Origin of the sequence: Citrobacter sp., from assembly GCF_050252275.1 — a bacterium.
Classification (GTDB): domain Bacteria; phylum Pseudomonadota; class Gammaproteobacteria; order Enterobacterales; family Enterobacteriaceae; genus Citrobacter_A; species Citrobacter_A amalonaticus.
Map to the genome: position 1 here is coordinate 1 of NZ_JBFWLF010000022.1, position 25579 is coordinate 25579.

The 25579-nt window shown below is 54.6% G+C and carries 26 protein-coding genes, 1 tRNA gene and 1 pseudogene; 15 read left to right on the top strand and 13 right to left on the bottom strand.

Going from position 1 to position 25579, the window contains the following annotated elements; all coding sequences use genetic code 11:
* From AB7E14_RS03295 to yejF, 5 genes are all read left to right on the top strand, one after another.
* On the top strand, window positions 1-771 hold a 771-nt coding region (locus AB7E14_RS03295), incomplete at its 5' end, for a cyclic di-GMP phosphodiesterase (protein WP_428169322.1).
* Between the two features lie 102 nt (window positions 772-873).
* Entirely contained in the window at window positions 874-2688 is a 1815-nt protein-coding gene (locus AB7E14_RS03300) for an extracellular solute-binding protein (RefSeq protein ID WP_316962542.1), read from the top strand.
* A complete protein-coding gene (locus tag AB7E14_RS03305; protein ID WP_043000102.1) occupies window positions 2689-3783 on the top strand; it encodes a microcin C ABC transporter permease YejB in 1095 nt (364 codons plus the stop codon).
* Window positions 3783-4808: an ABC transporter permease gene (locus tag AB7E14_RS03310; RefSeq protein WP_316962504.1), complete on the top strand. Its 1026-nt coding sequence runs from the start codon at window positions 3783-3785 to the stop codon at window positions 4806-4808. The genes AB7E14_RS03305 and AB7E14_RS03310 overlap by 1 nt, the downstream gene beginning before the upstream one ends.
* Window position 4809: 1 nt before the next feature.
* Window positions 4810-6399, top strand: a complete 1590-nt coding sequence (yejF, locus tag AB7E14_RS03315; protein ID WP_316962503.1) for a microcin C ABC transporter ATP-binding protein YejF — start codon at window positions 4810-4812, stop codon at window positions 6397-6399.
* 3 nt (window positions 6400-6402) lie between these two features.
* Here the strand turns inward: yejF and AB7E14_RS03320 are convergent, their stop codons facing one another.
* From AB7E14_RS03320 to rsuA, 3 genes are all read right to left on the bottom strand, one after another.
* Window positions 6403-6747, bottom strand: a complete 345-nt coding sequence (locus AB7E14_RS03320; RefSeq protein WP_043000099.1) for a YejG family protein — start codon at window positions 6745-6747, stop codon at window positions 6403-6405.
* A gap of 342 nt (window positions 6748-7089) precedes the next feature.
* The gene (locus tag AB7E14_RS03325; RefSeq protein WP_428169323.1) at window positions 7090-8280 is read right to left on the bottom strand and encodes a Bcr/CflA family multidrug efflux MFS transporter; all 1191 of its coding nucleotides are present in this window, start codon (window positions 8278-8280) and stop codon (window positions 7090-7092) included.
* Window positions 8281-8295: 15 nt separating this feature from the next.
* A complete protein-coding gene (gene rsuA, locus AB7E14_RS03330; protein WP_316962502.1) occupies window positions 8296-9003 on the bottom strand; it encodes a 16S rRNA pseudouridine(516) synthase RsuA in 708 nt (235 codons plus the stop codon).
* A gap of 151 nt (window positions 9004-9154) precedes the next feature.
* Here rsuA and AB7E14_RS03335 point away from each other — a divergent pair, with 151 nt between their 5' ends.
* Both AB7E14_RS03335 and rplY read left to right on the top strand, forming a co-directional pair.
* A complete protein-coding gene (locus AB7E14_RS03335; protein ID WP_058586840.1) occupies window positions 9155-10915 on the top strand; it encodes a DEAD/DEAH box helicase in 1761 nt (586 codons plus the stop codon).
* Window positions 10916-11039: 124 nt separating this feature from the next.
* Complete coding sequence (rplY, locus tag AB7E14_RS03340; protein WP_043000095.1) at window positions 11040-11324, top strand: 50S ribosomal protein L25; 285 nt, start codon at window positions 11040-11042, stop codon at window positions 11322-11324.
* Between the two features lie 51 nt (window positions 11325-11375).
* Here rplY and yejK read toward each other — a convergent pair whose 3' ends face one another.
* Window positions 11376-12383: a nucleoid-associated protein YejK gene (gene yejK / locus AB7E14_RS03345; RefSeq protein ID WP_044268661.1), complete on the bottom strand. Its 1008-nt coding sequence runs from the start codon at window positions 12381-12383 to the stop codon at window positions 11376-11378.
* A 180-nt stretch (window positions 12384-12563) separates the two neighbouring features.
* On the opposite strand from yejK, the gene AB7E14_RS03350 reads away from it, so the two are divergent.
* From AB7E14_RS03350 to narP, 8 genes and pseudogenes are all read left to right on the top strand, one after another.
* Complete coding sequence (locus tag AB7E14_RS03350) at window positions 12564-12791, top strand: YejL family protein (protein ID WP_042317936.1); 228 nt, start codon at window positions 12564-12566, stop codon at window positions 12789-12791.
* A gap of 31 nt (window positions 12792-12822) precedes the next feature.
* On the top strand, window positions 12823-14583 hold the full coding sequence (gene yejM / locus AB7E14_RS03355; protein ID WP_316962501.1) for an LPS biosynthesis-modulating metalloenzyme YejM: 1761 nt from the start codon (window positions 12823-12825) through the stop codon (window positions 14581-14583).
* A 73-nt stretch (window positions 14584-14656) separates the two neighbouring features.
* Window positions 14657-14733 (top strand) — tRNA-Pro (locus tag AB7E14_RS03360).
* Window positions 14689-14782: pseudogene (locus AB7E14_RS03365) on the top strand (hypothetical protein); the annotation flags it as partial. The gene AB7E14_RS03360 and the pseudogene AB7E14_RS03365, both read left to right, overlap by 45 nt.
* A gap of 83 nt (window positions 14783-14865) precedes the next feature.
* Window positions 14866-15228, top strand: coding sequence for a GtrA family protein (locus AB7E14_RS03370; protein ID WP_044326632.1), 363 nt, complete (start codon window positions 14866-14868; stop codon window positions 15226-15228).
* Window positions 15225-16172 (top strand): glycosyltransferase family 2 protein, encoded by a 948-nt coding sequence (locus tag AB7E14_RS03375; RefSeq protein ID WP_316962500.1) that lies wholly within the window; start codon window positions 15225-15227, stop codon window positions 16170-16172. Before AB7E14_RS03370 ends, AB7E14_RS03375 begins: the two co-directional genes overlap by 4 nt.
* Complete coding sequence (locus AB7E14_RS03380) at window positions 16172-17716, top strand: DUF6056 family protein (RefSeq protein ID WP_316962499.1); 1545 nt, start codon at window positions 16172-16174, stop codon at window positions 17714-17716. Before AB7E14_RS03375 ends, AB7E14_RS03380 begins: the two co-directional genes overlap by 1 nt.
* 171 nt (window positions 17717-17887) lie before the next feature.
* Window positions 17888-18535: a nitrate/nitrite response regulator protein NarP gene (gene narP / locus AB7E14_RS03385; RefSeq protein WP_043000091.1), complete on the top strand. Its 648-nt coding sequence runs from the start codon at window positions 17888-17890 to the stop codon at window positions 18533-18535.
* A 62-nt stretch (window positions 18536-18597) separates the two neighbouring features.
* Here the strand turns inward: narP and AB7E14_RS03390 are convergent, their stop codons facing one another.
* The 9 genes from AB7E14_RS03390 to napC form a co-directional block, all read right to left on the bottom strand.
* The gene (locus AB7E14_RS03390) at window positions 18598-19650 is read right to left on the bottom strand and encodes a cytochrome c-type biogenesis protein CcmH (RefSeq protein ID WP_316962497.1); all 1053 of its coding nucleotides are present in this window, start codon (window positions 19648-19650) and stop codon (window positions 18598-18600) included.
* On the bottom strand, window positions 19647-20204 hold the full coding sequence (gene dsbE, locus AB7E14_RS03395; RefSeq protein ID WP_043000089.1) for a thiol:disulfide interchange protein DsbE: 558 nt from the start codon (window positions 20202-20204) through the stop codon (window positions 19647-19649). The genes AB7E14_RS03390 and dsbE overlap by 4 nt, the downstream gene beginning before the upstream one ends.
* Window positions 20201-22144 (bottom strand): heme lyase CcmF/NrfE family subunit, encoded by a 1944-nt coding sequence (locus tag AB7E14_RS03400; protein WP_316962496.1) that lies wholly within the window; start codon window positions 22142-22144, stop codon window positions 20201-20203. The genes dsbE and AB7E14_RS03400 overlap by 4 nt, the downstream gene beginning before the upstream one ends.
* Window positions 22141-22620, bottom strand: coding sequence for a cytochrome c maturation protein CcmE (ccmE, locus tag AB7E14_RS03405; RefSeq protein ID WP_043000087.1), 480 nt, complete (start codon window positions 22618-22620; stop codon window positions 22141-22143). The genes AB7E14_RS03400 and ccmE overlap by 4 nt, the downstream gene beginning before the upstream one ends.
* A complete protein-coding gene (gene ccmD, locus AB7E14_RS03410) occupies window positions 22617-22829 on the bottom strand; it encodes a heme exporter protein CcmD (protein WP_428169324.1) in 213 nt (70 codons plus the stop codon). Before ccmD ends, ccmE begins: the two co-directional genes overlap by 4 nt.
* On the bottom strand, window positions 22826-23563 hold the full coding sequence (locus tag AB7E14_RS03415) for a heme ABC transporter permease (protein WP_316962495.1): 738 nt from the start codon (window positions 23561-23563) through the stop codon (window positions 22826-22828). Before AB7E14_RS03415 ends, ccmD begins: the two co-directional genes overlap by 4 nt.
* A 122-nt stretch (window positions 23564-23685) precedes the next feature.
* Window positions 23686-24345, bottom strand: coding sequence for a heme exporter protein CcmB (gene ccmB, locus AB7E14_RS03420; RefSeq protein WP_043000084.1), 660 nt, complete (start codon window positions 24343-24345; stop codon window positions 23686-23688).
* Complete coding sequence (ccmA, locus tag AB7E14_RS03425) at window positions 24342-24962, bottom strand: cytochrome c biogenesis heme-transporting ATPase CcmA (protein ID WP_316962494.1); 621 nt, start codon at window positions 24960-24962, stop codon at window positions 24342-24344. Before ccmA ends, ccmB begins: the two co-directional genes overlap by 4 nt.
* A gap of 23 nt (window positions 24963-24985) precedes the next feature.
* On the bottom strand, window positions 24986-25579 hold a 594-nt coding region (gene napC / locus AB7E14_RS03430), incomplete at its 5' end, for a cytochrome c-type protein NapC (RefSeq protein WP_428169325.1).

A 25579-nucleotide genomic window follows, 5' to 3' on the forward strand; every position in this document is an offset into this window, starting at 1 on the left:
CGGCCCGGAAAAGAGATCCTCACCGGGATCAAACGCGATCAGTTCTACGTCGTCTATCAGCCTGTCGTGGATACGCAGTCGCTGAAGGTCACCGGGCTGGAAGTGTTGCTGCGCTGGAGACACCCAACGGCAGGAGAAATCCCACCTGATGCGTTTATTCATTACGCTGAGGCCCAGCACATGATAGTGCCGCTGACCCAGCATCTGTTTAAGCTGGTGGCGCGGGACGCCCCTACGCTGCAAAAAGTCCTCCCGGTCGGCGCGAAGTACGGTATCAATATTGCGCCTGATCACCTGCACAGCAGCAGTTTTAAAGATGACGTTCGGCAGTTAGTCGCCGCGATGCCGCCCAACCACTTCCAGATCGTGCTGGAAATTACTGAACGCGACATGCTCAAGCAACATGAAGCGTCACAGTTATTTGAGTGGCTGCACGCCGCGGGCTTCGAAATTGCAATAGACGACTTCGGTACCGGCCACAGTGCGCTGATTTATCTGGAACGCTACACCCTGGATTATCTGAAAATCGATCGCGGTTTTATTAACGCCATTGGAACAGAAACCGTCACTTCGCCGGTGCTGGATGCGGTGCTGACGCTCGCTAAACGCCTCGATATGATGACGGTAGCCGAAGGGGTGGAAACGCCTGAGCAGGCAAAATGGCTGCATGAACGCGGGGTTCGCTTCCTTCAGGGCTACTGGATTAGCCGCCCGCTGCCGCTCGACGAATTTGTTGATTGGGTTTCACAGCCACACGCGCTGAAATGGTAAAGTCCCAACGCGTGGATTCACAACAGACGCCACCTGCCCTATTATTCAGGCATCAGAATGACCTGCGCGGGCAGGTAAGCAAGACAAGGAATCCTTTTGCAGATAATCGTTCGCATATTGCTGCTGTTTGTCATGTTGATAAGCGCGAGTGTCCAGGCGCAGGCAATCAAAGAGAGTTATGCCTTCGCGGTACTGGGAGAGCCTAAATACGCGTTCAACTTTGATCATTTTGATTACGCCAATCCCGCCGCCCCCAAAGGCGGTCAGATCACCCTTTCCGCGCTCGGCACCTTCGACAACTTCAACCGCTACGCCCTGCGAGGTAACCCCGGTGCCCGGACCGAACAGCTTTACGACACCCTGTTTACCACCTCTGATGACGAGCCCGGCAGCTATTATCCGCTGATCGCCGAGAGCGCACGCTATGCAGAGGATTATTCGTGGGTGGAAATCACGATCAACCCCCGCGCTCGTTTTCATGATGGCTCGCCCGTCATGGCCAAAGATGTCGCCTTCACCTTCAACAAATTTATGACTGAAGGCGTGCCACAGTTTCGTCTGGTCTACAAAGGCACAGCGGTTAAAGCCATTGCCCCACTCACCGTACGCATGGAGCTCGCGAAGCCGGGTAAAGAGGATATGCTCAGTCTGTTCTCATTACCCGTAATGCCACAAGCGTACTGGAAAGATCATAAGCTCAGCGACCCGTTGTCCAGACCGCCGCTGGGTAGTGGTCCTTATCGCATTAGTCAGTGGAAGATGGGGCAATATATTGTCTATACGCGCGTGAAGGATTACTGGGCGGCCAATCTGCCGGTCAATCGTGGCCGTTGGAACTTCGATGTCATTCGTTATGACTATTATCTCGACGACAACGTAGCCTTTGAGGCCTTTAAGGCCGGCGCGTTTGATTTGCGTCTGGAGAGCGACGCCAAAAACTGGGCGACGCGCTATGTTGGCAAAAACTTTGATAATCAGTACATCATCAAAGATGAGCAGAAAAATGAATCAGCGCAGGATACGCGCTGGCTGGCGTTCAACATTCAGCGCCCCGTTTTCAATGATCGACGCGTCCGTGAAGCCGTTACGCTGGCGTTTGATTTTGAATGGATGAATAAAGCGCTGTTCTACAACGCCTGGAGCCGGGCAAACAGCTATTTCCAGAACACCGAGTATGCGGCCAGAAACTACCCCGATGCGGCTGAACTGGTGCTGCTTGCGCCAATGAAAAAGGATCTGCCGCCGGAAGTCTTTAGCCAGATTTATCAGCCTCCCGTGTCCAAAGGCGACGGTTACGATCGGGAAAATCTGCTAAAAGCGGATAAATTACTGAAAGAGGCTGGCTGGGAACTGAAAGGTCAGCAGCGGATCAACACTGCGACGGGTAAACCGTTGAGCTTTGAACTGCTCATTTCCGCCGCCAGCAACAGCCAGTGGGTCCTGCCCTTCCAGCATAATCTCCAGCGTCTGGGGATTACGATGACCATTCGTCAGGTGGATAACTCGCAGCTCACCAACCGCCTGCGCAGCCGGGACTACGACATGATGCCGACCCTGTGGCGGGCGATGCCGTGGCCCAGTTCCGATCTGCAAATCTCCTGGGCGTCCGAGTATATCGACTCAAGTTATAATTCTCCAGGTGTGAAAAGTCCGGTGGTCGACAAACTGATCGCCCAAATCATCGCCGCACAGGGTGATAAAAACAAACTGCTGCCGCTCGGGCGTGCGCTGGACCGCGTGCTGACCTGGAATTACTACATGTTGCCGATGTGGTACATGGCGGAAGATCGACTGGCCTGGTGGGATAAATTTTCCCGTCCAGGCATTCGTCCAATTTATACCATTGGCCTGGATAACTGGTGGTATGACGTAAACCGGGCAGCGAAGTTACCTGCCGCCAGACGGCAGGGTGAATAAATGGGCGCGTACCTGATTCGTCGTTTGTTGCTGGTTATCCCGACGCTCTGGGCAATCATCACCATCAACTTTTTTATCGTGCAAATTGCCCCCGGCGGCCCGGTCGATCAGGCGATTGCCGCCATCGAATTTGGTCAAACGAGCGCGCTGCCCGGCGCCGGGAGCGAAGGCGTTCGCGCCAGTCATGCCCGAACCGGGGTGGGTAATATCAGCGACAGCAACTATCGCGGGGGACGCGGCCTTGATCCAGAAGTGATTGCCGAAATCACCCAACGCTACGGTTTCGATAAGCCACTGCACGAGCGCTATTTCACCATGCTGTGGAACTATATCCGCTTCGATTTCGGCGACAGCCTGTTTCGTAGCGCCTCGGTACTGACGCTCATCAAAGAGAGCCTGCCGGTGTCGATCACCCTGGGGCTGTGGAGTACGCTCATCATCTATCTGGTGTCGATTCCGTTGGGGATCCGCAAGGCCGTGCATAACGGCAGCCGGTTTGACGTCTGGAGCAGCGCGTTTATTATCATCGGCTACGCTATCCCGGCGTTTCTGTTCGCCATACTGCTGATTGTCTTCTTTGCCGGCGGCAGCTATTACGACCTCTTCCCGCTGCGTGGTCTGGTCTCGGCGAATTTCGACACGCTGCCCTGGTATCAGAAGGTAACCGACTATCTGTGGCACATCACCTTACCTGTTCTGGCGACAGTCATTGGCGGGTTTGCCGCATTAACGATGCTGACTAAAAATTCCTTTCTCGATGAAGTGCGTAAGCAGTATGTCGTCACTGCCCGCGCCAAAGGGGTCAGTGAAGGGAATATTCTGTGGAAGCACGTTTTTCGCAACGCCATGCTGCTGGTGATCGCCGGTTTTCCGGCCACCTTCATCAGCATGTTTTTTACCGGTTCGCTGCTGATCGAAGTGATGTTTTCCCTCAACGGTCTGGGTCTGTTGGGTTATGAGGCAACGGTGTCACGCGACTACCCGGTGATGTTTGGCACGCTGTACATCTTCACCTTGATCGGCCTGCTGCTGAATATTCTCAGTGATATCAGCTATACGCTGGTCGATCCGCGCATTGATTTTGAGGGACGTTAATGGCCCATTTAAGCCCCGTCAATCAGGCCCGCTGGGCGCGTTTTCGCCATCATCGTCGTGGCTTCTGGTCGCTGTGGATTTTTCTCGTCCTGTTTGGTTTGAGTCTGTGTTCTGAATTGATTGCTAACGATAAACCGCTGTTAGTGCGCTACGACGGAAGCTGGTATTTCCCACTGGTCAAGAACTACAGTGAGAGCGATTTTGGCGGGCCGCTGGCAACAAGGGCGGATTACCAGGACCCGTGGCTGAAGCAACAACTGGAAAGCCGCGGGTGGGTCCTCTGGGCTCCGGTGCGCTTTGGGGCGAACAGCATCAACTTTGCGACTGACAAACCCTTCCCCTCGCCCCCTTCGGCGCAGAACTGGCTGGGTACCGATGCCAACGGCGGCGACGTGCTGGCGCGAGTGCTTTACGGCACGCGGATCTCCATTCTTTTCGGCCTGATGCTGACCTTGTGTTCAAGCGTCATGGGTGTACTGGCCGGGGCGCTACAGGGCTATTACGGTGGTAAAGTGGATTTATGGGGCCAACGATTTATCGAGGTCTGGTCGGGTATGCCGACGCTGTTCCTGATTATTTTGCTCTCCAGCGTCGTGCAACCCAACTTCTGGTGGCTGCTGGCGATTACCGTGCTGTTTGGCTGGATGAGTCTGGTCGGCGTGGTGCGTGCGGAGTTCTTACGCACGCGAAACTTCGACTATATCCGGGCCGCCCAGGCGCTCGGCGTCAACGACCGCAGTATTATCTTTCGCCATATGCTGCCCAACACGATGGTTGCCACCCTGACCTTCTTACCGTTCATTTTATGCAGTTCCATCACCACGCTGACGTCGCTCGATTTTCTTGGCTTTGGTTTACCGTTAGGTTCTCCTTCGCTCGGTGAGTTACTCCTGCAAGGCAAAAACAACCTGCAGGCGCCGTGGCTGGGTATTACTGCGTTTTTGTCGGTCGCCATTCTCCTCTCGCTTCTGATCTTTATTGGCGAGGCCGTCCGTGACGCATTCGATCCCAACAAGGCGGTGTAACATGACGCAACCTTTGCTCGATATAGACAATCTGACGCTGGGATTTCGTAAGCAGGAAACGGTTCGTACGGTAGTTAACGAGGTGTCGTTGCGCGTGGAGGCCGGCGAAACGCTGGCGCTGGTCGGTGAATCCGGTTCCGGCAAGAGTGTTACCGCACTGTCGATTCTGCGCCTGTTGCCCACGCCGCCCGCCGTATATCTTAGCGGCGATATCCGTTTTCACGGCGAGTCATTACTCCACGCCAGCGAGCAGACGCTACGCGGCGTGCGCGGCAACAAGATCGCCATGATTTTTCAGGAGCCGATGGTGTCGCTGAACCCGCTCCATAACCTCGAAAAACAGCTCTATGAAGTCCTTTCCCTGCACCGCGGTATGCGCCGGGAGGCGGCACGCGCAGAGATAATAAGCTGCCTCGATCGGGTCGGTATTCGGCAGGCTGCAACCCGGCTGGGCGATTATCCGCACCAGCTTTCCGGCGGCGAGCGTCAGCGGGTGATGATTGCGATGGCGCTGTTAACGCGACCCGAATTACTCATCGCCGACGAGCCGACTACCGCGCTGGATGTCTCGGTACAGGCGCAGATCCTGCAACTGTTGCGCGAACTCCAGCGCGAGCTGAACATGGGGATGCTGTTTATCACCCATAATCTCAGTATTGTCAGGAAGCTCGCCGACAGCATAGCGGTGATGCAAAACGGGCAATGCGTTGAGCAAAACCGGGCCGCTCCCCTTCTCCACGCGCCCACGCATCCCTATACGCAGAAATTGCTCAACAGCGAGCCGACAGGCGACCCCGTACCGCTACCAGCCGGACATTCACCTCTGCTAAAGGTCGAGGATTTGCGCGTCGCCTTCCCCATTCGCAAAGGGATTCTCAAGCGCGTGGTGGCAAACAATGAGGTGGTGAAAGGCATCAGTTTCAGTCTGCAACCGGGTGAAACGCTGGGGCTGGTTGGTGAGTCAGGGTCAGGGAAAAGTACCACCGGGCTGGCGCTCCTGCGGCTTATCACCTCTCAGGGCAGCATAGAATTTGACGGCCAACAGTTACAACATCTTAACCGCCGACAGTTGTTGCCCGTACGTCATCGTATTCAGGTGGTCTTCCAGGATCCCAACTCCTCGCTGAATCCGCGTCTGAGCGTGTTACAAATCATTGAAGAGGGACTGCGCGTTCATCAACCATCGCTCTCAGCCGAACAGCGCGAGCAGCAGGTCATGGCGGTGATGGCGGAAGTGGGACTGGATGCCGACACGCGTCACCGCTATCCCGCGGAGTTTTCCGGCGGTCAACGCCAGCGGATTGCGATAGCCAGAGCGCTGATCCTGAAGCCGTCATTGATTGTTCTTGATGAACCGACATCATCTCTCGACCGGACCGTGCAGGCGCAAATTCTCGCGCTGTTGAAATCGCTACAGCAAAAGCATCGCCTGGCCTATATCTTCATAAGTCACGATCTGCACGTGGTACGTGCGCTATGCCATCAGGTGATTGTGCTGAGACAGGGAGAGGTTATTGAGCAGGGGCAATGCGAGCGCGTCTTTAGCGCACCGCAACAGGCGTATACGCGTCAACTTCTCACGCTAAGCTGACGCTCAAAATGGATTGTTGTTAGAAAACGGTTCGGCAATGGCCACGCCAAAGTTTTTCAGACGACAGGTCGCGGCAAATTCGTCCTGGCGATTCACAAACAGACACGGTTCGCCTTCACATTCCAGTACGGAACATGGCACTTCGATATCGCTGAGCGCCTGACTGAGTTTATGCATCACCGGCCAGGCGCTATCGCCATCCGGACTCAGCAGTTTAAGCGCCACCAGACTGTTTTCAACGCTTTGACCATTTTGCGGAATCGGTTCAACTTTCGAACCTGCGAAACCCGCTGACCAACGATAGTTCTGTGGTAAGCGATGAACGATTGAGAGCTGTAATGTTGTCACTTTCTTTCCCCGGAAGCACAATCACTTCACAATTTATTTACATCCATATTAACACATCATTGACAATCCGTCCTTAAACGGATGCATAACGTGGCAATCCTTCTCCCGCGTGGCCAGTATGTTGGGTATGGCCTTTATTAAAATAGAGATTTCCAGTCGGGACAGGAGCGCGGGCTATATGTACCCGTTTCTGCGATCTAACTCAACCTTTTTAACTACAATGATGTGACTTTTTACATAAATTGATTTTACATAAAATAAACATATATCGGGGGAATGATAGGATTGTCGTTGACATACATCAACAAAGGAAGCCGAACGGCTTCCATATTGTGTATTTGATCACCGTTTTTTCGGGCGGCTCGCAGAGAGATAGAACAAAATTGAACAGCTTGCACAGAAAGCAATAGACCAAATCATCGTCCAGGCTGAGTTAAACGTTGCCAGAGAAAGTAATGCGCCAACAAGCGCGCCAATGCCAAAGCGGAAAGTGCCCGCCAGCGATGAGGCCGTTCCCGCCATGTGTGGGAACTCATCGAGGATCACCGCCATCGCATTGGAAGAGATCATCGACACGCAACCGACAAAGACTGCTACCCCCAGCACCAGCGCCCAGAAACCGATGCCAAACAGCGCACTCAGCACCATCCACACCGCCATCGCCAGTTGGATCCACAATCCGGTACGGAACATGTTCAGCGCACCGATCCGGCGTACAAAGCGACTGTTAAAAATCGTCATAATGAATAAAAAGACGATGTTTAGCGCGAAGTAGTAGCCAAAATCCTGCGGCGATACGTGGTTGATTTCGATATACACGAACGGCCCGGCGCTGAGAAAAGAGAACATCCCGGCAAAGCTAAAGCCGCTTGCCAGCATATAGCTCAGCACCCGCTTATGGCGAAACAGCGAGGCAAAGTTACCTATTGTCGTGCGGATATGGAACGGCTGGCGCTTTTCAACCGGTAACGTCTCTTTAATGAGCGTTGCGATCATGACAGAGGCCAGAACCGCGGCGATCGCCAGGATCCAGAAGATAGAGTGCCAGCTCAACCACACCAGCACCCAGCCGCCGATGATTGGTGCCATCAGCGGTGCAATCGTGGTCACCAGCATGACGAACGACATCATGCGGGAGAACTCTTCTTTAGGATACATATCGCGCATCAGCGCATTGATCACCACGCTGGCAGCGGCTGCCGCCAGACCGTGGAAGAATCGCATCACAATCAGCTGATCGATGGTCTGCGCCAGCGCACAGGCTACGGCGGCGGCAGCGAACACCAGCGTGCCACCGAGGATCACCGGTTTTCGCCCAAGGCTATCCGCCATCGGCCCATACAGTAACTGCCCGACTGCGAAGCCCAGAATATAGGTGCTAAGCGTCATCTGTGCGCTGCCCGCCGGTACGCCAAACTGCTCGGAGATCACCGGTAGCGCCGGAAGGTACATATCGATCGACAGCGGCATTAACATCGCCAGCAGACCGAGAATAAAAATAATGGCAAAGGACGAGTGCTGCCGGGTGGTCACAAAAAACTCCTGAATTTAGCTGGACGTCATGCCAACGCTGGCAATTTCTTCTTCGGTCAGAGGACGATACTCACCGGGTTCAAGGTCAGCATCGAGAGTTATCGCGCCGATCCGCTCGCGGTGCAGTTCGACCACGTGGTTGCCCACAGCGGCAAACATCCGTTTCACCTGATGATAGCGCCCTTCGCTGATGGTCAGTCGCACCTGCGTCGGGGTGATGACCTCAAGCACAGCGGGCTTCGTGAGATCTTTTTCATTATGTAACTGCACGCCTTTCGCAAACTGCACGGCGGTATCTTCGGCGACGGGCGACTCCAGCGTGACCAGATACGTTTTCTCGCAGTGGTGACGCGGAGAGGTGATGCGGTGCGACCACTGCCCGTCGTCGGTCATCAGCACCAGACCGGTGGTGTCGATATCCAGGCGACCCGCAGCGTGTAATTTATGCGCGACCGGCTCATCCAGGAAATACAGGATCGTCGGATGATCCGGGTCATCCGTCGAACACACATAGCCCTGGGGTTTATTAAGCATAAAGTAACGTGGGCCGTTTTGCTGAACCAGCGTGTTGCCGTCATATGCTACGTCGTGTTCTGGCAGCAGTTTGAACGCAGTATTCCGGATGATTTCACCATCCACGGTAACACGGCTACCGCGGATTTCACGCCCGGCAATAGCACGGCTGACGCCGAGTTGCTGAGCGATAAATTTATCAAGTCGCATGAGTGTGATTTTGCCTGTAAAAATACGGGAGTCGGGCGCGTCGCCCGAAAAGGGGAGCCGTTATCTGCCCAGTATAGCGGGCTAACAACATCCCTCAAGGGAAAACGATTCGTGGCATACTATACCCGAGTTCGTTACGTATTGTGAGACCATGATTTTTACACTTCGCCCCTACCAGCAAGAAGCCGTGGATGCCACGCTCAACCATTTCCGTCGCCATCGCACGCCTGCGGTGATTGTTCTGCCCACTGGCGCCGGTAAAAGCCTGGTGATTGCTGAACTGGCGCGCGTCGCCAGAGGCCGCGTGCTGGTTCTGGCGCATGTGAAAGAGCTGGTGGCGCAAAACCATGCCAAATACTGCGCACTGGGGCTGGAAGCCGATATTTTTGCCGCCGGACTTAAACGTAAAGAGAGCCACGGTAAAGTGGTGTTCGGCAGCGTTCAGTCCGTGGCTCGCAATCTTGACGCCTTCCAGAGCGAGTTTTCGCTGCTGATTGTTGATGAATGCCATCGTATCGGCGATGACGAAGAGAGCCAGTATCAGCAGATACTCACCCATCTGAGCAACGCCAATCCCCACATTCGCCTGCTGGGGCTGACCGCCACCCCTTTTCGTCTGGGCAAAGGCTGGATCTATCATTTTCACTACCACGGTATGGTGCGCGGCGACGACAAGGCGCTGTTTCGCGACTGCATTTACGAACTGCCGCTGCGCTACATGATTAAGCACGGCTATCTTACGCCGCCGGAACGCCTCGACATGCCGGTGGTGCAGTACGATTTCAGCCGCCTGCAGGCGCAAAGCAACGGTCTGTTTAGCGAAGCCGACCTGAACCGTGAGCTGAAAAAGCAGCAGCGTATCACACCGCATATCATCAGCCAGATTATTGAATTCGCCCAGACCCGCAAAGGGGTGATGATTTTTGCCGCCACCGTCGAGCATGCCAAAGAGATTGCCGGACTGCTGCCGAAAGCGGATTCCGCGTTGATTACCGGCGACACGCCGGGTCCTGAACGTGATGAGCTGATAGACGCGTTTAAGGCTCAGCGTTTTCGTTATCTGGTCAACGTCTCCGTCTTAACCACGGGCTTCGATGCCCCGCACGTCGATCTCATTGCCATTCTGCGCCCTACCGAGTCAGTCAGTCTGTACCAACAAATTGTGGGTCGCGGCCTGCGTCTCGCACCGGGAAAAACGGACTGTTTGATTCTGGATTACGCCGGTAATCCGCACGATCTCTATTCTCCGGAGGTGGGGAGTCCGAAAGGCAAAAGTGATAACGTGCCGGTCCAGGTCTTCTGCCCGGCCTGCGGTTTTGCAAATACCTTCTGGGGCAAAACCACCGCTGACGGTACGCTGATCGAACATTTTGGCCGCCGCTGTCAGGGTTGGTTTGAAGATGATGAAGGGCATCGCGAGCAGTGCGATTTTCGCTTCCGCTTTAAAAATTGCCCGCAGTGCAACGCCGAAAACGACATTGCCGCTCGCCGCTGTCGGGAATGCGATACGATCCTTGTCGATCCCGACGACATGCTGAAAGCAGCGCTGAAACTGAAAGACGCGCTGGTGCTCCGCTGTAGCGGCATGACGTTGCAACACGGCCATGACGAGAAAGGCGAATGGCTGAAAATCACCTACTATGACGAAGATGGCGCGGACGTTAGCGAGCGCTTTCGCCTGCAAACCCCGGCCCAACGTACGGCATTTGAACAACTGTTTATCCGCCCGCATACCCGCACGCCAGGTGTGCCGCTACGCTGGATCACCGCGGCGGATATCCTCGCGCAACAACCCTTGTTACGCCATCCCGACTTTGTGGTGGCGCGGATGAAAGGCCAGTACTGGCAGGTACGGGAAAAGGTGTTCGATTACGAGGGGCGTTTCCGTCGGGCACATGAATTACGCGGTTAATCGTACTTTTGATTGATGTAACGGGCGTTTGAGGATAGAATCTCGCCCGCTTTTGCATACGCAAAGCAGATCACTTACCTGTTGCTGGGTCGCCTGTAGCAGGAATTATTAAAGAGAGATTTAAATGTTTACTATCAACGCTGAAGTACGTAAAGAGCAGGGTAAGGGTGCGAGCCGCCGCCTGCGTGCCGCTAACAAGTTCCCGGCAATCATCTACGGTGGCAAAGAAGCCCCGATTGCTATCGAACTGGACCACGATTCCATCATGAACATGCAAGCTAAAGAAGGTTTCTATAGCGACGTTCTGACCATCGTTGTTGACGGTAAAGAAGTAAAAGTTAAAGCTCAGGCTGTACAGCGTCACGCGTTCAAGCCGAAGCTGACTCACATCGACTTCGTTCGCGCGTAATCGCCAACAAGTTGAAGAAAACCCCGCTCCGGCGGGGTTTTTTTATGGCTTTTAATTACCGCCAGACGTACGACGCTGAAGCTGATCGCGCAGGTTCGGCGGCGTGCCTTTAATGGTCAACGTATCCGTTGCCGGATCCCAGAAAATACGCTCGCCCAGCAGCATCGCGTCAAAGTTAATGGTTAACCCACCGCCGCTGCCGGCATATTTGGTCAGTTGGCGCAGCGTGCTGCGATCGGCCGGGAAGCTCTCTTCCAGCTCATAGCCCTTCTCTGCCGTAAACTCGCTAAAACTCACTTCACTGACGCCAGAAAGTTCTTTTGACAGCGACTCCAGCTCAATTTCTTCACCGGCCTGAAGCTGCTCGTTGCAGTAGCTGTACACCTGCTGGCGCACGTTCTGGCGCTCAGCTTTATCCAGTTGCGCTTCAGCGGTGAAGTCATCGACCGCCTGCAGCAGTCCACGGTTTTGCGCCTTGGCGTTGAGACCTTCGCTGGCTCCGAGGAAATCCATAAAGAAGTCAGCCACTTTTCGCCCTACCCGCCCCTTCAGGAAGGTCAGATAGCGGGTGGATTCCGGATTGGTTTCCCACTCGGTCAGATCGATACGCGCGACGATATCCGCATGGTTGATATCCAGATAGTGCGTCGGGTTGATATCCAGATTCTCATTGACGCGCATGCTGCTTAAGTTGTTCAGCACCGCCACCAGTAAATACTCTACCGCCAGATAGCGATAATGACAGAACAGCACAATGCCGCCGTCAGCAAACGGGTATTTGGCGAGCTCGTCACGTAAACGTCCGGTCGCCGCACGGCTAAAGGCGAGAAAATCTTCCTCACCCTGGCGCTGTAAGCGCAGCGCTTGCGCCAGTTCGCTCTCTTCGCTGAACAGACCATACGCTTTGTTTTTCGCGCTATAGACCCGATGCAGTTCAGCCATCATATCGACAACGGTGTTTGTCGGTTCCAGTAATGAATCGCGCAGGACCAGCTCAAGGTTTTGCTCATCACGCTTGATAAGCTGGTGCAGGGCAATCTGGTTGATATCCAGACTCATGATAAACTCTCCTTAAAGACCGGGCGGTATTCAACCACCACCGGCGAGGCGACGCAACAGAAGATGCAGCGCCGTTTTGCCTGTCGCACGGTAACGCGAATTATTGAGGATAAAAAAGCGGAAAAAAAACTGTTGCTACGGTAATATGTTGCCCTTTCATGAATAAACTGATGTCGATTTATGCCACAAATCTCCCGCTATAGTGACGAACACGTTGAACAACTGCTCACCGAGATGCTCAACGTACTGGAAAAACATAAGGCACCGACTGATCTTTCCCTGATGGTGCTGGGAAACATGGTCACCAACCTTATTAATACCAGCATTGCCCCGGCTCAGCGCCAGGCGATTGCGAACTCTTTTGCCCGCGCATTGCAGTCCTCGGTTAACGACGACAAAGCGCACTAAAAGCCGATTTCGGGGAAACGAACGACACGTTATGGTAACTCATCGTCAGCGCTACCGTGAAAAAGTCTCCCAGATGGTTAGTTGGGGGCACTGGTTTGCACTGTTCAACATTCTGCTGGCTATCGTGCTCGGCAGCCGTTACCTGTTTGTCGCCGACTGGCCGACAACGCTGGCCGGTCGCGTTTACTCTTATCTGAGTATCGTCGGCCATTTCAGCTTTCTGGTGTTTGCCACCTATCTGCTGATTCTGTTCCCGCTGACGTTCATTGTGATGTCCCAGAGGCTGATGCGTTTCCTGTCAGCCATTCTGGCGACGGCCGGAATGACGCTTCTGCTGATCGACAGCGAAGTGTTTACCCGTTTCCACCTGCATCTTAATCCCATCGTCTGGGAACTGGTGATTAACCCCGACCAAAATGAAATGGCGCGCGACTGGCAGCTGATGTTTATCAGTGTGCCGGTTATCTTATTGATTGAAATGCTGTTTGCGACCTGGAGCTGGCAAAAACTGCGCAGCCTGACGCGTCGTCGTCACTTCGCCAAGCCGCTGGCCGCCTTCTTCTTTGTGTCATTTATTGCTTCACATGTGGTCTATATCTGGGCGGATGCCAATTTCTATCGTCCGATCACCATGCAGCGCGCCAACCTGCCGCTCTCCTATCCGATGACCGCGCGCCGGTTTCTGGAAAAACATGGCCTGCTGGATGCGCAGGAGTATCAGCGCCGTCTGGTCGAACAGGGGAATCCGGAAGCGGTGTCCGTGCAGTATCCACTGAGCGAATTACGCTATCGCGATATGGGAACCGGGCAAAACGTCCTGCTGATCACGGTCGATGGCCTGAACTATTCGCGCTATGAAAAGCAGATGCCGGCACTTGCCGAATTTGCCGGGCAAAACACTGCCTTCACGCGCCACATGAGTTCCGGCAACACCACTGATAACGGTATTTTTGGCCTGTTTTACGGCGTGTCACCGAGCTATATGGACGGTATTCTGTCCACCCGAACGCCGGCTGCGCTGATTTCGGCTCTGAATCAGCAAGGCTATCAGTTGGGACTGTTCTCTTCCGACGGCTTTACCAGCCCGCTCTACCGCCAGGCGTTACTGTCTGATTTCTCGATGCCAAGCGTACAGACGCAGTCTGACGAACAGACCGCCAGCCAGTGGATCAACTGGCTGGGGCGTTACGCGCAGGAAGACAACCGCTGGTTCTCGTGGGTTTCGTTTAACGGCACCAACGTTGACGACAGCAACCAGTCTAACTTCGTTCGCCGCTACGCTCGCGCGGCGGGAGATGTTGATAAGCAGATCAACCGTGTGCTCGGCGCGCTGCGTGAGTCCGGTAAACTGGATAACACGGTGGTGATAATCACCGCCGGGCGCGGCGTCGCGTTGAGCGATGAAGAGAAAAACTTCGCCTGGTCGCGCGGTCACCTGCAGGTTCCGCTCATTATTCATTGGCCGGGAACTCCCGCGCAGCGGATCAACAGCCTGACCGATCACACAGACGTCATGACCACGTTGATGCAGCGTCTGCTTCACGTCAGCACGCCGGCTAATGAATATTCGCAGGGGCAGGATCTGTTCAATGCCAATCGTCGTCACTACTGGGTAACGGCGGCCGATCTCAGTACGCTGGCAATCACCACGCCGGAAATGACGCTGGTGCTGAACAACAACGGCAAGTACCAGACATACGATTTACGCGGCGAGAAGATTAAAGATCAGAAGCCACAGTTGAGTCTGTTATTACAGGTGCTGACAGACGAGAAGCGTTTTATCGCTAACTGATTTATTATTAATCAGTTAGCTGGATGTCCCCTTGCATTCGGTACGGAAAGCGGTAGTATTAGCTCCCACGAGTCGGCACGTAGCGCAGCCTGGTAGCGCACCGTCATGGGGTGTCGGGGGTCGGAGGTTCAAATCCTCTCGTGCCGACCAAAATTCCCCAGAAAAACCAGCCTTTTACGGCTGGTTTTTTTATTATTGCCGTCCACCGAAATGGAATTCGATTCGAGTTATGGACGGAAATAATGTTACACTTCCGGTTTTGCACAGCCGATCTTATTGCTTATGTGGCATCACTTCATCAAGTACACCTCCGTAGGCGTGATCAACACATTGATTCACTGGATAGTTTTTGCTATCTGCATCTACGCCTTTCATACCCATCAGGCGCTGGCGAATTTCCTGGGCTTCAGTGTGGCGGTCAGTTTTTCTTTTTACGCCAACGCCCGGTTTACCTTTAAGCAATCGACCACAACGCGTCGCTATCTGCTGTATGTCGGCTTTATGGGCCTGCTCAGTATCCTGACGGGTTGGGGGGCCGAACAGTGCGGTTTCCCACCGCTGGTGACGCTGGTCGCGTTCTCCGCCATTAGTCTCATTTGTGGCTTTATTTATTCCAGATTCATTGTATTCAAGGACGCACGATGAAAATTTCACTGGTCGTTCCTGTCTTCAACGAAGAAGAAACCATTGGCCTCTTTTACAAGACGGTGCGTGAATACGACGCACTGAAAGAACATGATGTCGAAATTGTGTTCATCAACGATGGTAGCACCGACGCAACGGAATCCATCATCAATGCCCTCGCCGTCGCCGACCCACTCGTTGTTCCGCTCTCGTTTACGCGAAATTTTGGTAAAGAACCGGCACTGCTCGCCGGGCTCGACAATGCCAGTGGCGATGCCGTCATTCCGATGGATGTCGATCTCCAGGATCCTGTCGAAGTCCTGCCGCACTTGATTCAAAAATGGCAGGATGGGGCGGACATCGTGCTGGCTAAACGTTCCGATCGCTCCGTCGATAGCCGCCTGAAGCGAAAATCCGCCGAGTGGTTTTATAAGCTACACAATAAAATCAGCACGCCGTATATCGAAGAAAACGTCGGCGATTTTCGGCTGATGAGTCGTGAAGTGGTGGACAACATTAAACAAATGCCAGAACGAAATCTGTTCATGAAAGGGATTTTATCCTGGGTTGGCGGCAAAACTGACATCGTCCTCTACGCGCGCGCCACTCGCTGTGCCGGGAAAAGTAAATTCAACGGCTGGAAACTGTGGAACCTTGCACTGGAAGGGATCACCTCTTTTTCTACCTTCCCTCTGCGTATCTGGACCTACATTGGTCTGGCGGTTGCCCTGCTTTCTTTCACCTACGGTGCGGGAATGGTGATAGATACGCTTCTGTGGGGAAATCCCGTGCGTGGCTATTCTTCCTTGATTGTGTCAATCCTGTTTCTGGGAGGCGTACAGCTTATTGGCATTGGCGTGCTGGGTGAGTATATCGGACGAATCTATGTCGAAACCAAGCAGCGGCCTCGATACATTCTGAAAAAACGTAAAACTGTGGACCACGATTCAGACAAGGATAACTGATGTTAAAGCATGTTAATAAAAGCATTCTTTTAATTGCCTTTTTTGCAGTATTTATCCTGGAGTGGTTCACCCCTATTCACTCCGATGATTACCGTTATGCCCTGCTTGGCATCTCATTTGATGCGCACCTGCATCACTACCTGACCTGGAGCGGGCGCATAGTGGCTGATTTTGTCAGCTCGCTTTTACTCGCCACCGGATCTCGTGGATTTATCTCAACCATGACCGGCCTTGTCGTCGTCGCGTTCTGCTATTTCATTGTGAAAACGCCGACGGGCACGCTGAAATGGAAAAAACATGACGCGCTGATCTTTACCCTTATTTTTCTGACCTTTTGGGTCGCTAACCCGAATATCGGACAAACGGTTTTCTGGATAGTCGGCAGCGCGAACTACCTGTGGACGAATCTGTTCGTCGCCGCATGGCTCTGGAACCTGTACCGCATACAGCTTCAGCGTGAAGAGCGTACACACATGGGTATGCTGTTGCTCGGGCTGTTGGCGGGCTGTTCCAATGAAAGCGTCGCGCCATTTGTCGTGGGTCTTGCCCTTCTGGCTATCGTGTACGATTACTGGCAAGCGAAACGCGTCTTTGCGAATAAGGTCGCGTATTTTTTATCCGCACTGGTGGGCGCCAGTATTTTGATTTTCTCACCAGGCAATTTTATTCGCGCTCAGGGCGCTCATACCGTCTGGTATGATAAATCGATCGTTGAAAGAATCACAATTCATCTGAGCGAGCGCTTCTTTAACCACCTGGCGCTGGTCTGGATTTCTTATGTCGTACTGGTCTTACTGGCAATGCTTCTGATCGTGGCCAAACGACAAGGCCATCGCATTAAAAGTGCGAATCTCAACATGGTCGGCTTAATGCTGTTGGTGGGGCTGGGAACCTCTTTAATTATGGTGGCCTCCCCGTCGTATCCTGACCGCGTCATGCTGTCGACTTTTTTATTTTTCCTGCTTGCCCTCTCGTTCCTTGCGCGGGAAGTCGTCACGGTAGCCGGACCACGTGTCATGAAAGGAGTCTATGTCGTTACGGGCCTGATGGCTGCGGTATTCATCTGGTCATACGCGTTAATGTATGCCGCTTATACGCGCGTTTATGAGCAGGATGTTGTTCGTGTGAATATCGTTAAGCGCCAACTCAGCCAGGGTCACAAGGACTTTACGGTGCCTGACTTCCACTTCCTGAAAATGCAAAACAGCGGAGGGCATTTCGGTTTCTTTCACGATCCGCAGGTCTATGGCCGTTATTTTGCCGCAGGGAATGTGGCGAAGAAAAAAGTTAACTTCGACTACTCCGTACTCGTCAACGGTAAGCAGCAAGCCATCGATGACAATACCGTGGCCTGGTTCAATCACCGCGGTGATTTAATGCTGGTGAGCAAGCATCCATTAACCGGTACCGTGCAGGTGAAGACCGAATCGTCCGATACGTCGCGCTCGCTTACGCGCTTTACCGCCGCGAAAATTAACGATGAATACTGGTATTTCAGCGCCATACCTAAAGCAGAAGTGACTCACGTCGCGCTGCTGCCCTGAATAAAAAAGCCTCTCATCACGATGAGAGGCTCTCCCTCTTTTCCCGACAGGTTTTACTTCTTACCCATGCGTAATCTGGGGTAATATTTCTCCCTCTTATCGATGCGGTGAATCTGGACGATTCGCAATCGAATAACAATAATGATTCTAATAAAATCTCGGGAGATAACTATGCCTGAAGCAACGCCTTTTCAGGTGCTGGTGGTAGATGACCACCCTCTTATGCGTCGTGGTATCCGTCAATTACTGGAACTGGATCCGACATTTGAGGTGGTTGCCGAAGCGGGCGATGGTGCAACGGCGATTGATCTGGCAAACCGTCTCGATCTGGATTTAATCCTGCTTGATCTGAATATGAAAGGACTGAGCGGTCTGGATACGTTGAACGCCCTGCGCCGCGATGGGATCACGGCGCAGATCATCATTCTCACCGTTTCGGATTCGGCCAACGACATCTACGCCCTGATTGACGCCGGCGCAGATGGCTACCTGCTGAAAGACAGCGATCCGGAAGTTCTGCTGGATGCCATTCGCACAGGTGCTAATGGCGGCAAAGTTTTCAGTGAACGCGTCAGTGATTATCTGCGCGAGCGCGAAATGTTTGGTGAAGAGGACGATCCGTTCAGCATGCTGACCGAGCGAGAGCTGGATGTGTTGCACGAGCTGGCACAGGGGCTGTCTAACAAGCAGATTGCCTCGGTCCTCAATATTTCCGAACAAACTGTAAAAGTGCATATTCGCAACCTGCTGCGCAAGCTCAACGTACGCTCACGCGTTGCCGCGACCATCTTGTTTTTACAAACCCGCGGTATGCAATAGCCCAGCAAATGCCCGATGGCGCTACGCTTATCGGGCCTGTGCCTCGCCATCTGGCCGGGTGGTTACTCGCTCTTTGGCGATAAGTGCTGCATCGCCTGCGCGATACTGCGCTCAATCACCGCACGACGCGTATCATTCGCTGGCAGCATCTTCAACATCATCTCCCAGGCGGCAACCGCCTCGCCAAAACGCTCCTGCTCAAAGGCGTTGAAGGCATACATGCTCAGAACCCGCACATTGGCGTGATCGCTACGCACCAGTTCTCGCAGCAGCTCCCCTCCACGACGGTTATCATCAGGATCGGAAGAACGGGTCAGCGCCTCGGCATAGCCCAGCGCAGCATCGCTGTTCTTCGGATCGAGTCGATAGGCGTTGGCATACGCTTCGGTAGCGGTACTGGCATTGCCAAGCACCATTCCGATCCGCCCCAGCATGATCCAGCCTTCTACGTTCGTCGCATCACTTTGCAGACGAGTACGTAGCCCCAGCGCCAGACGCGTCATCTCTTCCTCATCCAGCGGCTGCGCTTTTGGATCCAGCGCGCGTTCCAGCAGTGCCGGACTTTGTGCCGTCGCCAGTTGCCAGATTTCCACCTGCTTATAGCTCCCGGTCTGGTAATAACTGACGGCCCCCACGATGACGGCAATCACTATCCCCGTCAGATAAACCGCCAGCCCGGCTCGTTTACCCTCCGGTAACGATATCTCATCCGGGAACACCTCCTGCTTCAGGCGTACCCGCCGACGCGAACGGGCAACGATAACCCAGCCACCTGCGCCAATTGCCGCCACGGGAAGCACCCACAGCAGGACAGTCAGTGGTGTCAGCGGCGGATCATAGGTGACGAAGTTACCGTAGCGCGCCACCATATAGTCGACGATCTCTTTCTGACTTTTCCCTTCCTGCATCAGCTCATAGACTTTCTGCCGCAGGTCGGTCGCAATCATCGAATTGGAATCCGCGATGCTGTTGTTCTGGCATTTTGGACAGCGCAGTTGTTCAGTCAACTGGCGGAATTGTTGCTCCTGGGTCTCATCCTTAAACTGCATCACATCAATGGTGGCCAGCGCGTTAGCAGAAAACAGCAGCATCAGCACACTCAGCAAAAGTCTCATTGCCCGGCCTCCTTACTGTATTTCTCCCACAGCGGCTTGATTTCACTCTCCCAGACGCGGGCGTTCAAATCCCCGGCATGGCGATAGCGAATAATGCCTTTACCGTCGATCAGGAAGGTTTCCGGCGCGCCATAGACTCCAAGATCCAGGCCCAGCATACCGTCGCCGTCAAACAGGCTCAGCGCGTAAGGATTACCCAACTCTTTCAGCCAGACGATGGCCTTCTGGCGATCGTCTTTATAATTCAGCCCCACTACGCGAATCCCCTGTGCCGACAGCTGGTTCAGGTACTGATGCTCAGCGCGGCAGGTCGGACACCACGTTGCCCAGACGTTGAGTAAGACCGGTTTACCCTGAGTCAGCACGTCTGCCTCATAATGCTTACCGGGGTTCTCCAGCGACTCAAGCCGGAAAGTCGGTACCGGTTTACCAATCAGCGCCGACTCCAGATTCGTCGGCGTATCGCCTTCTGCGTTACGCGCCAGTTGCCACAGCAGCGCTGCGGCAATCACGAGAAAAATCACAAAGGGAATCAAAAGTACGTTGCGCTTCATACCGCCTCCGACGCCGATTTCTGCGGTTGTACGCGTTTGCGATAACGCGGGTCAAACAGGCATAACAGCCCCCCCAGCGCCATCAATATCCCACCCGCCCAGATCCAGCGAATAAACGGTTTGTAGTACAGACGAACAGCCCACGCGCCGTTATCCAGCTCTTCACCGAGCGCGGCGTACAGATCGCGGGTGATGCCACCATCAATCGCCGCTTCCGTCATCATCGAACTGGTGCTGTTGTAGAACCGTTTTTCAGCGTGCAACGTTGCTTCTGCCTTGCCATCACGGGTCACGCTGATAATCGCCACACCACCGCGATAGTTTGGTCCGGTGATATCATTCACTTCACGGAAGGTGAAGCGATATTCATGAATATCGACGCTGTCACCGGCTTTCATGCGAACATCGCGCTCGACGCTGTAGTTCTGGCTGAAGGCGATGCCGACAATTGTCACCGCCAGGCCGACGTGCCCGGCCACCATTCCCCAGTAGCTCAGCGTCATTTTCGCGCCACGTGAAATTCGCAGCGCAAGCTCCGCCATCGCCAGCACAAACACCCAGCAGGCCATTGCCAGCCCGACTACGGTCATGGCGACAATCTTGTTCTCAAACAGCCACGGCAGCAACAGAGAGAGTACCAGGGTGCTGACCAGCGCGATAACCAGCAGTCGTTGCAGTTTACGCGGTCGATCGCGTCCCCAGCGGACCAGCGGGCCAATGCCCAACAGCAGGGCAAACGGCGCCATCAGCCAGGTAAACATGGTATTAAAAAACGGTTCGCCAATAGAGATACTGCCCAGACCGAGTTGCTTATGCACCAGCGGCAGCAGCGTGCCGAGCAGCACGACCAGCATGGCGGCAATCAGCAGCACGTTGTTACCGAGCAGCAGCGATTCACGCGACCAGAGGGCGTTATTGACCCGGGAGCGGACCTTATGTCCTCGCGTGGCAAACAGCAGCAGCGAGCCGCCGATGACCAGCACCATGAAGGCCAGAATGAACATCCCGCGAGACGGGTCGGAAGCAAATGCATGCACCGACACCAGCACGCCCGAACGCACGAGGAACGTCCCCAACAGACAGAGCGAAAACGCGCAGATAGAGAGCAGCAGCGTCCACGCCTTGAAACTGCTGCGCTGTTCAGTGACCGCCAGCGAGTGCATCAGTGCGGTTCCCACCAGCCATGGCATAAACGAGGCGTTTTCCACCGGATCCCAGAACCACCAGCCGCCCCAGCCCAGTTCGTAATACGCCCATGCTGAACCCAGCACAATCCCCAGCGTCAGGAAAACCCACGCGGCCAGCGTCCATGGACGGGAAAAACGGGCGAAAGTGCTGTCCAGGCGACCGCTCATTAGCGCCGCGATAGCGAACGCGAAGGCGACCGAGAAACCAACATAGCCCATATATAGCAGCGGCGGATGGAAGATAAGCCCAGGATCCTGCAACAACGGGTTGAGATCGCGCCCTTCTATCGGGAAATTCGGCAGCGTGCGGGTGAACGGGTTGGAGGTAAACAGGATGAACAACAGAAAACCGACGCTAACCATCCCCATCACCGCAAGTACGCGGGCGACGATATCCAACGGCATCCGCTGGGAAAACAGCGCGACGGCAAAGGTCCAGCCGCTCATCAGCAACACCCACAGCAGCAGCGAGCCTTCATGCGCCCCCCAGGTGGCGGCGACGCGGTACCAGACCGGCAGCTGCGTGTTGGAGTTACTGGCGACGTAAACGACGGTGAAATCATTCACTACAAAGGCGTTGACCAGCACCAGAAAGGCGCCCATCACGAGGATAAACAACAGCCAGGAAAACGGTCTTGCCGACGCCATCATCCGCGCGTCGCCTCGCGCCACGCCCCACAGCGGATAGACTGAGAGTAACAACGCAACGCCCAGTGCCAGGCATAACAGCGCATTGCCAGTTTCAGGCATCATGATGTTTTATCCTTATAGACGCTCTCCGGACGGCGGTGGTTATCCTGCATCGCTTTTTCAACTTCCGGCGGCGTGTAGTTTTCATCGTGCTTGGCGAGGACTTCTTTCGCCTGAATATGGTTTTTCTCGCCGAGTTCCCCCTGCACTACCACGCCTTGCCCTTCACGGAACAGGTCCGGCAGAATGCCTTCATAGGTCACATCCACCACGCCTTCGGCATCATAGATGCTGAAATTCACCTTCAGCGAGTTGGGGTCGCGCTTGACGCTGCCGGGCATAACCATACCACCTACTCGCAGCCGCTGGCCCACTTCCGGCATTTGCTGTGTTTCGCGCTTGCCGTAGAGAATCTCGCCTGGCGTGTAGAACAGGTCGATGTTGGCGCGCAGCGCATACAGCACCAGCGTAATCGTCAGCGCTAACCCGACAAGCACGCCGCAGGCAATCCATAAACGGTTCTTACGTCGAATATTCACGCCGCCTCCCGTTGTGTCTGCGCTGCACGCAGGCGGGCTTCACTCGCCCGCTGACGGGAGACATCACGCAAAATTGCTCGATGCTGCGTCACGTTAGGAATGACCAGCACTGCCAGCGGGATGACGAGCAGCGCCACAGCCAGCCAGACGTAAAAGGCGTAGCCGCCCATCGCAAAAAAATCACTCCAGGATGCAAATGCAGTGGTCATTGGCGGCCTCTTTTTAAGATCAGTTCACTCACCCACGGGCGACGTTTTTCCATTATCAGAATCAGGTTACGCATCCGCATCAGCGACAGCGTGATAAACAGCAGCAGATAGCCGATAATCGCCAGCCGCAGCGGCGTGCGCATGGCCGGATCGATGCTTTGTTGCATACGGGTCGAGCCCTGATGCAGCGTGTTCCACCACTCCACCGAATAGTGAATGATCGGCAGGTTCACCACGCCAATCAGCACCAGGATCCCCGCCGCGCGCCCCGCCATCTTACGGTCATCAAAGGCGTGCCACAGAGCAATTGTGCCGACGTAGAGAAACAGCAGCACCAGTTCCGACGTCAGCCGCGCATCCCACACCCACCAGGTACCCCACATCGGTTTACCCCAGGCCGAGCCGGTGACCAGCGCAATAAACGTAAACACCGCGCCAATCGGCGCCATTGCAGCCAGCGCCAGGTTCGCCATCTTCATCTGCCAGACCAGACCGATAAACGCGGCTACCGCCATCGAGGCATAAATCCCCATTGACCAGATCGCCGCCGGAACGTGCAGATAAATAATGCGGTAGCTCTGCCCCTGCTGGTAATCCGCTGGCGCAAAACCGAATCCCCAGATCCAGCCCGTCGCCAGAACCAGGACGCAGGCGACGGCCAGCCACGGCACAAAATAGCCACAAAGCTGATACAGCCGTGGGGGCATAGCCAGTTGATGAAGTGTTTTCCACATAGTTCAGTCACCAGACTCAAACGAATAAAGTTACCGTCATGCCGGATAGCGGCTGATGCCTTATCCGACCTAAAAACCCGGCTCTTGTCGGCCTGAAAAGCGCAGCGCCATCAGGCAACTCATTACTGCAAACTAATGCGTAACGCCGCCGCCGTTGCAAAAGGACTTAACGTCGCGCTACCTGCCAGTAACGCGCCCAAAATCGCCATGTATCCATCCACTGGAAGATGCATGGATGCCGCATCCATCGCGGCAGTCGCAAAAATCAACAAGGGAATGGTCAACGGCAGTACCAGTACGCTCAGCAATACACCGCCGCGCTTTAACCCGACAGTTAACCCCACCCCCGGTGCGCCGAGAAAGCTCAGCGTCGGGGTCCCCAGCAGTAAAGTCAGCGCCATAATTTTCCAGCCGTAGAGGTCCATCCCCAGCAGCAATGCCACCAGAGGAGAAAGGATCAACAGCGGCAGACCGGTGACCATCCAGTGGGCCATCACTTTTGCCAGCACCACCATCGGTAATGGGATTGGCAGCAGCATCAGTTGCTCAAGGCTGCCGTCCTGCAGGTCATCGCGAAACAGTCGCTCCAGCGCCAGCAGCGAGGCCAGCAGCGCAGCAACCCAAATTATCCCCGGCGCAATTCGCGCCAGCAGCTGTGGTTCCGGCCCAATGCTCAGCGGGAACAGCGTAATAACAATCAGGAAGAACCACAGCGGGTTGGCAATTTCCGCGCTATGGCGAAAGGCAACGCGCAGTTCGAGGCGGAAGATACGCCACATCATTGCCCTGCCCTCTCGTGAGTCAGCGCAATCCGGCGAATGCGGTCTGTAGCAACGTTCATTGGCTGGTGGGTGGTGAGGATAACGATCCCACCTTCATCGGTATGCTGCGCCATCCGCTGCGTCAGGCGTTCAACGCCGTTCACATCAATGGCGGTAAAGGGTTCGTCGAGGATCCAGAGCGTGGCGCGGGTCAGCCAGAGACGCGCTAACGCCACCCGGCGCTGCTGTCCGGCAGAAAGCTGGTTAACAGGGATATCTTCGTAACCGGCAAGGCCGGCCTGCGCCAGCGCCGCGAGACATTTCGCGATATCGCCGTCCTGATGGAAAAAACGCAGGTTCTCCAACGCCGTCAGCCGGGTTTTGATCCCCGGCTGATGGCCAATCCACAACAAATTTTGATGGTAGCTGTCCCGCACACGATGTAGCGGTTGCGCTTGCCAGTACACCTCCCCGGCGTCAGGACGAGAGAGCCCTGTCAGCAACCGCAACAGGGTGGTTTTCCCCGCGCCGTTGCCGCCAGTGACCTGTATCCACTCCCCTGCGCTCACCTGGAACGACAAATCGCTAAACAGGACCCGGTCATCCCGCTCGCAGAGGAGCTTTCTGGCTTCAAGCATACTACCCACTCATTACCATCCCGTCAGAAGCCCGGTTTGACGTCGCGCATATCGGGGAGCTTATGCGCAATCCCCTTATGGCAGTCAATACAGGTTTGCCCATCTTTCACCGCCTGATCGTGCATTTTTGCGGCGACACTCTTCTGGGCCGTTAAGTCCATGAAGTCAAAGTTGTGACAGTTACGACACTCCTGAGAATTGTTATCTTTCATTCTTCGCCATTCATTCTGTGCCATCGTCAGACGATGCGCTTCGAACTTCTGCGGGGTATCAATCAGTCCCAACGCTTTTGCGTACAGTTCTTTACTGGCCTTGATCTTACGGATCATTTTCGGCACAAACTCGTGTGGTACGTGGCAGTCAGGACAGGTCGCACGCACACCGCTACGGTTGTTGTAGTGTACGGTTTCCATGTATTCCTGATACACGGTATTGCGCATTTCGTGGCAGCTAATGCAGAACTCTTCGGTGTTGGCCTTTTCCATCCCGGTGTTAAATCCACCCCAGAAAATAATCCCGCCGACGAACCCGATTAACAGCAGCGTACCCAGCGCCAGGCGACTGGGGCGACGCCACCACTGCCAGAGGCGCTTAATCCGGCCTGGTTTACGGTTAGC